The 10,917-nt window shown below is 47.3% G+C and carries 11 protein-coding genes; 4 read left to right on the forward strand and 7 right to left on the reverse strand.

Going from position 1 to position 10,917, the window contains the following annotated elements:
• Positions 1–18: 18 nt before the first annotated feature.
• From Q0338_RS06595 to Q0338_RS06610, 4 genes are all read right to left on the reverse strand, one after another.
• The gene (locus tag Q0338_RS06595) at positions 19–237 is read right to left on the reverse strand and encodes an excalibur calcium-binding domain-containing protein (RefSeq protein WP_298086066.1); all 219 of its coding nucleotides are present in this window, start codon (positions 235–237) and stop codon (positions 19–21) included.
• 311 nt (positions 238–548) lie between these two features.
• Positions 549–1,457 carry a DNA ligase gene (locus tag Q0338_RS06600; RefSeq protein WP_298086067.1) on the reverse strand — a complete coding sequence of 303 codons (909 nt, stop codon included), beginning with the start codon at positions 1,455–1,457 and terminating at the stop codon, positions 549–551.
• On the reverse strand, positions 1,454–2,512 hold the full coding sequence (locus tag Q0338_RS06605; RefSeq protein ID WP_298086068.1) for an NAD-dependent epimerase: 1,059 nt from the start codon (positions 2,510–2,512) through the stop codon (positions 1,454–1,456). Before Q0338_RS06605 ends, Q0338_RS06600 begins: the two co-directional genes overlap by 4 nt.
• 50 nt (positions 2,513–2,562) lie before the next feature.
• Positions 2,563–3,480 (reverse strand): 3'-5' exonuclease, encoded by a 918-nt coding sequence (locus Q0338_RS06610; RefSeq protein ID WP_298086069.1) that lies wholly within the window; start codon positions 3,478–3,480, stop codon positions 2,563–2,565.
• A gap of 63 nt (positions 3,481–3,543) precedes the next feature.
• Here Q0338_RS06610 and waaC point away from each other — a divergent pair, with 63 nt between their 5' ends.
• From waaC to rfaQ, 4 genes are read left to right on the forward strand one after another with little or no spacing between them, the layout of a single operon-like run.
• Positions 3,544–4,530 (forward strand): lipopolysaccharide heptosyltransferase I, encoded by a 987-nt coding sequence (waaC, locus tag Q0338_RS06615; RefSeq protein ID WP_298086070.1) that lies wholly within the window; start codon positions 3,544–3,546, stop codon positions 4,528–4,530.
• The gene (locus tag Q0338_RS06620; protein ID WP_298086071.1) at positions 4,523–5,416 is read left to right on the forward strand and encodes a lipid A biosynthesis lauroyl acyltransferase; all 894 of its coding nucleotides are present in this window, start codon (positions 4,523–4,525) and stop codon (positions 5,414–5,416) included. The genes waaC and Q0338_RS06620 overlap by 8 nt, the downstream gene beginning before the upstream one ends.
• Entirely contained in the window at positions 5,410–6,183 is a 774-nt protein-coding gene (locus Q0338_RS06625) for a glycosyltransferase family 2 protein (protein WP_298086072.1), read from the forward strand. Before Q0338_RS06620 ends, Q0338_RS06625 begins: the two co-directional genes overlap by 7 nt.
• On the forward strand, positions 6,180–7,268 hold the full coding sequence (gene rfaQ / locus Q0338_RS06630) for a putative lipopolysaccharide heptosyltransferase III (RefSeq protein ID WP_298086073.1): 1,089 nt from the start codon (positions 6,180–6,182) through the stop codon (positions 7,266–7,268). Before Q0338_RS06625 ends, rfaQ begins: the two co-directional genes overlap by 4 nt.
• A gap of 198 nt (positions 7,269–7,466) precedes the next feature.
• Here the strand turns inward: rfaQ and Q0338_RS06635 are convergent, their stop codons facing one another.
• The 3 genes from Q0338_RS06635 to Q0338_RS06645 form a co-directional block, all read right to left on the reverse strand.
• Positions 7,467–7,904: a hypothetical protein gene (locus tag Q0338_RS06635; RefSeq protein ID WP_298086074.1), complete on the reverse strand. Its 438-nt coding sequence runs from the start codon at positions 7,902–7,904 to the stop codon at positions 7,467–7,469.
• A 47-nt stretch (positions 7,905–7,951) separates the two neighbouring features.
• Entirely contained in the window at positions 7,952–8,731 is a 780-nt protein-coding gene (locus Q0338_RS06640; protein WP_298086075.1) for a hypothetical protein, read from the reverse strand.
• 172 nt (positions 8,732–8,903) lie between these two features.
• Positions 8,904–10,917: AMP-binding protein (locus tag Q0338_RS06645; protein ID WP_298086076.1), on the reverse strand; the 2,014-nt coding region annotated here is incomplete at its 5' end.

Below are 10,917 nucleotides of genomic sequence, written 5' to 3' on the forward strand. Positions count from 1 at the left end.
TATACAACTTTGCTAAAATTATTTTCCTTTATTGCAAAATTGTCTTTCACAAGGTATGCCGTCATTATCGCCGTCGGTTCTTTGAGTGCCGCCGTCCTCGTATCTTCCGCATTTTTTTAGGTACTCTTTTGCTTCTGCGCAACTACTAAAATGACTGCAATGCGTTTTTTTATTGCAATCAATCGCTGTACCAAAAGCAAAACTTGCGACCATTAAACCAAGCAAAACATATTTCATAATTTTCTCCTAAAAGATGAGCGATTTTAGATAGCTTCGGTATTATATGTAGATTAAACTTATAGAAAACTTTTGCAGCAATGCGTCTGTTAAATTTGCCCAAGAGAGCCACAGCTGCGTAAAACGAGCGGTTTTTGACACAACTGTTTCAAATAGTAGAAAAAGAATTAACTCGGCTTGACGAGCAATGTTTTACAAAACACGAAAAAAGTAAGCGTTAAATTTAGCCACCCTATCACGTGCTTAGCGTAAATTTACGGCATCCTTTTCAAAGCAAACAGGCGGACAAATTTGCCCCAAAACAGCTAAATTTAATCCTCTCTAACCCGCAAAAATATCGGAAACCTCGGCACTCCTTTTGCGGTTAAATTTTGATATTTGTAGGTTATTATAGAGCCGATTTTAGGCGGGTTTGCGCGATCTTCGTCGCTAAAGCCCGAGCCCACTTTAAATTTAACTCCGTGCGGGATTTGCTCGTCTGGGTTTGAGCCTGCCGCGCTAAACGCCTTGCAGGTTACTGAGCCCATGAGTCCGGCGTATTTACCTGTGCCAGCATTTACCTCCGTTACCTCGCACTCGGCGTCTTTAAATTTTTTATATTTCAGCGCGTTTTTGCTTCGTTTTCGCTCGTATGGCGCGTTTGGTTCGCGCACGACGGCACCCTCGCCGCCCTTTGCGATGACGGCCTCCGCAAACGCCTCAAATTCGGCGTTATCTTTTACTTTTACTTGTTTGATTATCTTTAAATTTTGCCCGGCTTGCGGATTTTGCAAGATAAATTTTTCAAGCTCGCTAAGCCGCTCCAAAAGTCCGCCGCTAGCCTCAGGCACGTCAAAAACGTAAAATTTGATCTCGCTCCACACCGTAACACTCGGCGTTTTATCCATCACGATCGATTGGATTTTTTCAAATTCGCCCCGCGCGGTGTAAAGCTCGCCGTCAAGCGCAAATGGCGGAAAATGCGCGCTCCAGCCCTCTGGCGCGGCTATAATTTTACCGTTTCTAGAGAGCAAATTTCGCCCGTCCCAGTAGGCGCGCACGCCGTCTAGTTTCTCGCTAGCTAGCCAACCGCCGACGTTTTGACCTTTGTATTCGCTAAGCTTTAAAAGCTCAAATTTAGCTTTTTTAGCGGTATCTACACCCGCGCCGCTTATGTTTTCGCTCTGCGCCGCCAAAGCAAAATTTAAAAAGGCGGCCAGCAAGAGAGCGAAAAATCTCAAATTTTAACCCCGTAAAACTCGCAGTACCACTCGATAAACCTAGCCACTCCGTCATTTACGCTAGTGTTTGGCTTGTAGTCAAAGTCAGCTACCAGATCGCCCACGTCCGCATAGGTCGCAGGTACGTCGCCGGCTTGAAGCGGGAGGAAGTTTTTTGCTATCTCGCGGCCGATTTTTAGCTCGACGGCCTTGATGTAGTCCATGAGCTCTACGGGGCTATTATTGCCGATATTATAGACCTTAAACGGCGCGCTAGAGGTGGCTGGATCGGGATGCTTCGCGTCCCACGCGGGATTTGGTTTTGCCGGGTTGTCGATGCATTTTATGATGCCCTTTACGATGTCGTCCACGTAGGTAAAGTCGCGCTTCATCTTGCCGTAGTTAAAGACGTCGATTTTCTTGCCTTTTAGCGCGGCATCGACAAATAAAAACAGCGCCATATCAGGGCGTCCCCACGGACCGTAAACGGTGAAAAATCGCAGTCCCGTAGTCGGCACGCCAAAGAGATGCGAGTACGTGTGCGCCATCATTTCGTTGCTTTTTTTGGTCGCGGCGTAGAGGCTGATCGGGTGATTTACGCCCTCGTGCGTACTAAAGGGCATATTTTCGTTTAGGCCGTAGACCGAGCTAGAGCTTGCGTAGACTAAATTTGCGGTTTGGTTGTGACGGCAGCACTCTAGGATGTTCATAAATCCCGTGACGTTGCTGTCGATGTAGGCTTGCGGGTTTATTAGCGAGTAGCGAACGCCCGCCTGAGCGGCTAAATTTACGACGCAGTCAAATTTCTCGCTCTCAAAAAGCTTTTTCATCGTCTCGCCGTCGGCTAGATCGGCTTTTATAAATTTTAAATTAGGCTGCGTTTTTGAGGTGGTAAGCTTGCCATAGTCTATCTCGCTCACGTCAAAACCGGCCGTTTTTAGGCGCGCGAGCTTTAAATTTACGTCGTAGTAGTCGTTTATCACGTCGTACCCGACGACCTCGTCGCCCCTTTTTACGAGGGCGTTTGCCAAGTGAAATCCGATAAATCCCGCCGTTCCGGTTACTAAAATTTTCATGTTTTTCCTTTGTGATTTGACGCTATTTTAGCGTATTTTTGCGCCCGTTCTCACTGCTCGTCCAAATTTATCTCGGGCATATTTTCTTCGGTGTAGTACTCCTCTGTCCCGGCTTGCTCGCCGTCTTCGTCAAGCTCCGGCTCATCCTCGTAGTTTTGCGTTTCAAGGCGCACCAGCTCGCGCTCGACCGCCTCGCAAAACACCGGCGTATAGCCCATCTGAGCGCAGTTTGCCGCGAGCCACTCGCTCATCACCGAGATGTCGTCGGCGTAATCATCCAGCGTCAAATTTCCGCGCAAAAGCTCGTATTTTAGGAAAAGCCAGTAGGTGTTTAGCACGTCGCTTTCGCAGTATTCGTTGATCTTGTCGATCTTACCGTCAAAAAACAGCTCCATCACCTGATCGCCGTGCACGTCGTATTTGCCGGGCAAATTTAAGCTCGCGCAAAGCGTGTCCAGCTTTAGCCCACGCACGGAGCCAAACTCGCTCACGTGGTCAAGCAGATCAAAGTGAAATTTGCCGCTGTATCGGTCGCGGTAGTTGCCGTCCCATTTGCCTTTGCCAAGCTCCTTGTTTTCGACCTCGTAAAAGCTCGGAAACGAGACGTTATACCTCATCGCGCGCGTTAAAATCATCGGCAAGTCAAAGCCCCGTCCGTTAAAGCTAACTAGGCGCGGGTTGTGCGAATTTACGAAGCCGATAAATTTATTTAGGATTTCGCGCTCGTTTGCGCCCTTCATCGTGCTTACGCGCAAAAATTTACCGTACTCGTCCGCCATCACAGCTGAAATCGCCACAACGCGGTGAAACATCACGGGCAAAAACTCGCTTCCGCTTGCTGCCTTTTGCGCGGCAAACGCCTGCCTCGCCACCTCCGCGTCGCTTCCCTCATACCCGTAAATTTTACGCAAAAGCGCGGTATCGGGCACCGTTTCGCAGTCAAAAACGCAGATATAATTTTTAGCCATTTCAAACCTTTTTTAGCTATTTTTGCCTAAAATGATAGCTAAAAATCTTTATAAAAGCGATAAATGAATAAAAACCCAGCCCCAAACATCGCCGTTATCAAGCTCTCCGCCCTGGGCGACATCGTCCACGCGGTAGTCATTTTGCAGTTTATCGAAAAGCACCTACCAAAAGCTAAAATAACGTGGTTTGCCGACGCCAAATTTAGCGAGATTTTATTCCTTTGCCCGCAAATTTCGCGCGTCGTATCGCTACCGCTAAAAAACGGCGAATACAAAAAAAGCTTGGAGCTGATCGCGTCTGCTAAGCAAGAGGGCAAATTTGACTACGTCATCGACCTGCAAGGACTTCTCAAATCCGCCGCGGTCGCGAAGCTTCTTGGAAAAAATAGCTACGGATTTGATAAATTTAGCGCCAAAGAACCGCTTGCGGCGCTGTTTTATAGGTATAAATTTAATTGCGACTACGCCCAAAATATCATCTTGCGAAATTTAAAACTTACGGCTTTTGCCTTAGGTTTTAGTTTTAGCGAGGATGAAATTTTAGCCAAACAGCCTTGTTTTAGCGCCTCGCAAAGTAAATTTAAAAGCTCAAAAAAGAAAATTTTGATAGCGCCTTTTGCTAGCGAGCCGAGTAAAATTTACGATAAATTTGGCGATGTTATCGCGCTGCTTGACGAGCCGAAAAATGAAATTTTTATCTGCTATAACGGCGAAAAAGAGGAAAAAGAGGCTCTAAATTTGATCAAAAACTCAAACGCAAAACCGCTAAGCTTAAACCTAAAAGAGCTCGTAAGCTTTATCTCGTCCTGCGACCTTGTTATCGGCAACGATAGCGGCGTGACGCATATCGCCTGGGCGCAAAATCGCCCCTCTATCACGCTTTTTGGCAACCGGCCGGCCGAGCGAAACGCCTACGCAACGCCCGTAAATTTAACGCTGGATGCCGGCAAAAAAATAGACGCGAAAAAGATAAACAAAAGCGACTTTTGCGTGCGAGATATCGCGCCGCAGGCTATCGCAAACGCGGCAAAAAGGCTACTTGATGCGTGATTTATTTTACCTTTGGCTTTATAGATTTTTTAAATTTATCTTTACCGTTACGCCCGCGTTTTTGCTAGATCCATTTTTAAATTTCATCGCGTTTTTGTTTTATAAATTTGACGCCAAACACACCAAAATCATCAGAGCAAATCTAAATTTCGCCTACGCGGGCGAGCTAACGGCCGAGCAAAAAGAGCGGATCATCAAAGACACGTACCGAAACTATGCCAAATTTGCGGTAAATTTTATAAAAAATCAAAACGCGAGCAAGGAAAAAATCCTAGAAAAAGTCGAATTTAAAAACCTAGAAATCTTTCAAAACGTGCTCGCCTCGGGCCGCCCGATCATCGTACAAACCGCGCACTACGGGCAGTGGGAGCTCTTTTCGCTGGCGATGGCGGCAAAATTCGGCGGCGTTAGCATCGTCGGACGCGCGCTTGATAGCGCGGTCATGCAGCGCATTTTGGCAGCCAACCGCACCCGCTTTGATATCGAGCTAATCGATAAAATGGGCGGCGCCAAGCAAATTTTAAAAGCGGTTAAGGCGCGCCGATTAGTCGGCATCCTAGTCGATCAAAACACCGCCAAAGAGGAAGGCGTAGAGGTTAAATTTTTCGGACGAAAAGTCCTGCATACGCCCGCGGTTAGCATTTTCGCGCAAAAAACGGACGCGCTCATCGTACCCGCATTTATCCGCGAAAAAGGGGCAAACCTCAGCGAAATTTGCTTTTTTCCGCCGATTGACATTAGGGATTTTGATAAAGACGACGCCGTGCAAAAGGCCACGCAAGCTCAATCAGACGCTACCGAGGCCGCCGTACGCGAGAAGCCTGGCGAGTATTTTTGGTTTCATAAACGATTTAAGCATTTTAACGAGGAAATTTATAAATGCTAAGCGTCGTAATCCTCACTCTTAACAGCGAAAAATACCTCGCCGAGGTGCTAAAAAGCTGCGAATTTGCAGATGAAGTCGTCGTGGTCGATAGCGGCTCTACCGACGCTACGGAGCAAATTTGCGCTGGGTTTAAAAACGTCAAATTTCACAAGCAAAAATGGCTGGGATTTAGCGCGCAGAAGCAGCTGGGCGTGGATCTAGCGCGTAATCGCTGGGTTTTCGTGCTAGATAGCGACGAGGTGATTTTAGAGCCTTTGCGGGAGGAAATTTTGCAAATTTTACAGCGTCCCGAGTTTTGCGCATACGAGGTGGCTCGCGCAAATATATTTTTCGGCAAAGAAGTGCGCACGATGGGACTTTATCCAGACTGCACGGTTAGGCTTTTTGACAAGACGCAGGCGGAATTTGACGGGCGCGAGATACACGAAAAGGTCGTTTTAAAAAGCGCGGCAAAAACCGGCGGACAAATCTCGGCCGACGCCGCAAAAGAAGCAAATTCAACCAGCCCAAAAAATGAAATCGGCAGGCTAAAAAACCACTTCAAACACTACGCCTACGACAATATCGAGCAGTTTATCGCTAAGCAAAATCGCTACTCGAGCCTTGGCGCAAAGGGTGTAAAATCAAGCAAATTTAAGGCCGTTTTAAATCCCGCGTGGACGTTTTTTAAGCTATTTTTCCTAAAAGGCGGCTGGCGCGAGGGCTGGCGCGGCTACGTGATAGCAAGGCTTTACGCGCAATACACATTTTGGAAGTACGTAAAATGAAAGATAAAAAAATCAAAATCCTAGTTATGAAATTTAGAAACATCGGCGACGTGCTGCTCACGACTCCGCTCATCGAAAACCTGCGCCGCATCTACCCTGACGCGCAGATAGATTTCGCGCTAAACAAGGGCACCGAGGCGATGATCGAGGGCAACCCAAACATCCAAAACATCCATATCTACGACCGAGCAAATATAAAAGAGGTCGGCTTTTTCAAACGACTTTGGCGCGAGCTAAAGTTTATCCGCGCTATCAAAAAGCAAAAATACGACATCGCCGTGCAGACCACGACGGGCGACCGCGGCATCATCGTCGCCAAATACGCCAAGATAAAAACCATCGTGGGCTTTGAGGGCAAAAACAAAGCCGTAAATAAAATAATCACGCACAAAGCCCCTAAAATAGGCGGCCTGCGCCACACCGTTGATAGAAATCTAGACGCCCTGGCCGCGCTAGGACACGAGCCTAGCGGCAAAAGAGTTAGCGTGTATTTTGATCCGGACTGCATCAGTCATCTAAATTTACCGCCTAAATTTATCCACGTGCACCTAACTAGCCGCTGGATGTTTAAGTGCGCGGACGACGAAACTATGGCCGCGATAATCGACTTTTGCGAGGGGCTTGGCGTGCGGGTCGTGCTAACAGCCGACAACAACGACGCCGAGCTAAAAAAGCTAGACGACGTGCTGGCGCTGTGCTCCTCTAGCCCCGTAAATCTAGGCGGCAAACTCACCCTAAAGCAAACCGCCGCGCTCTCGAAGCGCTCCGCGATGTTTATCGGCGTAGATACGGCGATCATGCACCTAGCCGCGGCCAACGACGTGCCCGTGATCGCGCTGTTTGGGCCTAGCGGGGCGTTTGAGTGGGGGCCGTGGGATAACGATCTAAACGCAAACGGCTACACGCAGCGCAACGGCAACCAAACTATGGGCAAGCACGCGGTATTTCAAAAAGACTGGGACTTCGTGCCGTGCGACAAAGAGGGGATGATAAAGCACGGCGTGGAGCGGACGCTGATGAGATTTGAGGGCGAGGAGCTAGAGGCGATAAAGAGCAAAATCAGGGAAAATTTGAGCCGAAACTAAGCGCGCTTTGTAACATACGGCCGTTTTGGCTAAATTTTACGAGCAAATTTGAGCCGCGAGCGGTAAGTTTGGCTGCTTTGGTTAAATTTGACGATCAAATTTATCGGCTCAAATTTTGTAAAGTCAAATTTGATTTAAACGCTGGCCGTCAAATTTGACCTTTTTGATTTCATAAATTTGGGCGCTTAAATTTGACGCCTAGCCTTTCTTTTCATTAAACATATACGAGATCACGAAAACGATCAGACAAACGGGCGCGAACGCAAATGCAAACGCCACGCTCCAGCCGGCGGCACGCTCGCCCCAAAAATACCCCGCCGCGAGGCATGCCAAAAACCCGCCGTAAAAAGCGCCGAGCGATAAATTTTCTACCGTAAAAAGTAGCAAACTAAGATTTGGATTTTTTACAAACAGCTTGCTTGGCTTAAAATTTTTATACCTTTTGAACAAATACCAAAGCAGCGCGCAAGCCAAAATCGCAAATATTGCCGCAAAAACGGCAATCCTTAGCGCGCCCTCAAAAGGCAAAACCGCCAAAATCAAAGCCGCCGCCCACCAAGCGAGTAAAAAAACCATCGGCACCGCTAGCAAATATCTCGCCGCTCTGTGAAATTTATACCTTTGCTCTGCATCCATCGGTCTTAAGTCTCTTAAATTTTTTAATAAAATTCATCTTAGAGAATTTAGCGTCTCTCTATATCTCTACCGCCCAAATAATATTCTTCCAGCGGATAATTTAAATTCCCGCAGTTATCAAATTTAAAACCTTTTCCAATACCGACTACAGCATTTTTTCTCTCTTTATAGTATTTCTTCACGATAATAAAATTTTCTCTCGTATCGTACAGATACTCCGAATGGTTAAATTGCATATAATTGCCGTTAAATATAGCAAATTTATCAAGGAACAAAGTGCCTGTAGTGTCTTTATCACCACCACCGATCCTAATTATCGGCCTATCAAGCCCCAGACTTACGCCATCCGGAGATATTTTTAGATATTTTTTAGGATCGGTTTTTTTAGCCTTTAACTCTTTCATCAGTATCTCCTCGGTCGTTTTTCCCTCTTGATAATATTTTTCCAATACTTCAAAACAATTCGATAAGTTTATATTTTCTAATTCATAGTATGCAACCTCGTATCTACTATGCCAAAAACTACCGTAGGTTTTAAATTTGTAATCGTCAATCATCCAATCTAGTTTTATATCATAATCTAAATACGCCCCCGCTACTTTTTTATACAGCTCCTCTTTTGGTAAAATCCTATCCTCTTTTAGGCAGTATCCTTGCTTGTATTTATTGTAATCAGGGAGGGAAACGACGGCGAAGCCTCGTGAAGTGGAGTAATCGGGAATTATACGGATAAATGCTGCGCAAAGTATCGCCGTAAAAAGCACTACCAACCAAACTATCTTTTTAAGTTTGCTACCGAAGAGTTTTTGTTTTAAATTTAAGTTCAAAATTTGCCTTGTTGTTTTATTTACATTATGATTATATTGCGATTAAACTTAGGTGTTTATAAGCGGATATCGCTGTTTTAAAATTTAATTTTGCAGGGGTCTTTTGCCAGAGCTTAGAAGGGTAGGCAAATTTGACGACTTAGCCGCCAAATTTGCCTCTCATAGCGTAAATTTAAGCTTCCTCCGCCGCGCCCAAATTTCCCTCGCCCGCGACCAGCTGGGCCGCTAGCTTTTTGCTTGATTTAAAGTCCACTTTGCCCGTTCCTAGCACCGGTACGGCCTCTACTTTGTAAATCTTTGAAGGCTGCATGATAGATGGTATCGCAGAAGCTCTGATGCGCGCGGCTAGCTCCTCCTCGCTTATCTCGCCGCTAAAGAGCATGACGACTTGCTCGCCCTTTTTCTCGTCGGCGACGTTGGTGCAGACAAAGGTCGCCTCATCACCCAGCACGGCTGAAATTTGAGCCTCGAGCGCGCCTAGGCTTATCATCTCGCCGCCGATTTTGGCAAAGCGAGAGAGCCTATCCGTGATAGTTAAGAAGCCCGCCTCGTCCAAAAAGCCGATGTCGCCGCTGTTATAGTAGCGCACGCCGTCTAGCTCGACGATCGCCTCTTTCGTGCGCTCCTCGTCCAGATAGTAGCCCTTCATTACCTGATGGCCGCCGATTAGGATGAGGCCCGCTTGCCCGTTTTCTAGCTTTGCTAGGCTCGTTGGATCGCAGATTCTTATTATCGTGCCGGCTGTCGGTAGACCCACGCTGCCCTCTTTTGAGAAAACGAGCTCTTTAAAAAACTCGGGCTCTAGCACGTTTGCGGTATTTACGCTAACGACGGGCGAGGTCTCGGTCGTGCCGTAGCCCTCGTAAATTTCGACGCCAAATTTCATCTTAAACTCGCGCTTAACGGCCGCGTTTAGCTTCTCGGCGCCGGCGATGGCGTAGCGGATCGTAGAAAACATCAGCGGATTTAGCTTTTTGTTTTTGGTATAGAGCCTAAAAAACGTCGACGTGCCAAACATTATCGTCGCGTGGTATTTAGCAACCATCTTACCCACGGCAAAGGCGTCCGTAGGATCAGGCACGTGAGCCGAGGCGATACCTTCGCTAAGCGGGAAAAAGGTCGCCGCAGTAAGCCCGAACGAGTGAAATATCGGTAGCGACGCCAAGATCACGTCGTTGCCGTCCGTATTTACGATCTCTGAAATTTGCTTGATGTTAGCCATTATGTTTTTATGCGTTAGCACGATGCCTTTTGGCGTGCCTTCGCTGCCGCTGCTAAAGAGTATCGTCGCATCGTCGTCGATGCGAACGTCGCGAAAATAAATAAGCTCAAGCAGCCAGCGCGGCATCAAAATCGCCTTTAGCATCGCGCAAATTTTATCAGCCTTGCTTATGCCCTGCGCGACGTCTTCGAGATAGATGAGTCTGCCTTTTAGAGATTCTTCCAGCTCAAAGCCGCGAGCCTTTAGCTTGGCGATAAACTGGCGCGACGTGATTATGCTTCTTAACCCAGCCTTGTCCGCGCAGCCGATCAAATTTTGCTCGCTAAGCGTGTAGTTTAGATTTACGCTTATCTTGCCTCTGATAAATAGCATCAAATTTATAATGCTACCCATCACCGAGGACGGCAGTATCACGCCGACGTTTCGCTCTTTTAAAAACGCGAATTTAAATTTGGACAAAAACACTAGCACCGTCGCGATAACCTTGAGATTGTTTAGATCAGCGCCCGTGCTATCTACCATCGAGCGCTTAAACATATCCGCTTTAGCGTGTTTTAGCCAGCTAAACTGCATAGGCTCTAGAGTTTTTAGATACTCGGCCCAGCTAAAAAACGACAGCTCGACGACCTTTTCGCGCACCTGCGGGGCTTTGGTCTCAGGCGCCAAAGGCGCGCCGAAGCTCACCCTGATAGCGCGTTTGCCGTCTACTTTACGGCTGATTCTTTGATAGTATTTTTGAGCGCGCGAGAAGCTAGAGCCCCAAAGACCGCGCAGATAAAACGGCACGATGACGGAGTTCGTATCGCTTGCGGCTATCTCGTAACCGTGCGCAAACTCGTCTATCTGTCCGTTATAGCTGATGTGGCCTTCCGGAAACAACGCCACCACATCGCCGGCATCCAGGCACTCGCGGATCTTTTCTAGCGCGCTTTTGCTCGCTCCCGCGCCAATGGGGATCACGTCA

It is taken from the genome of uncultured Campylobacter sp., assembly GCF_938018145.1.
In the GTDB taxonomy this organism is placed as follows: Bacteria; Campylobacterota; Campylobacteria; order Campylobacterales; family Campylobacteraceae; genus Campylobacter_A.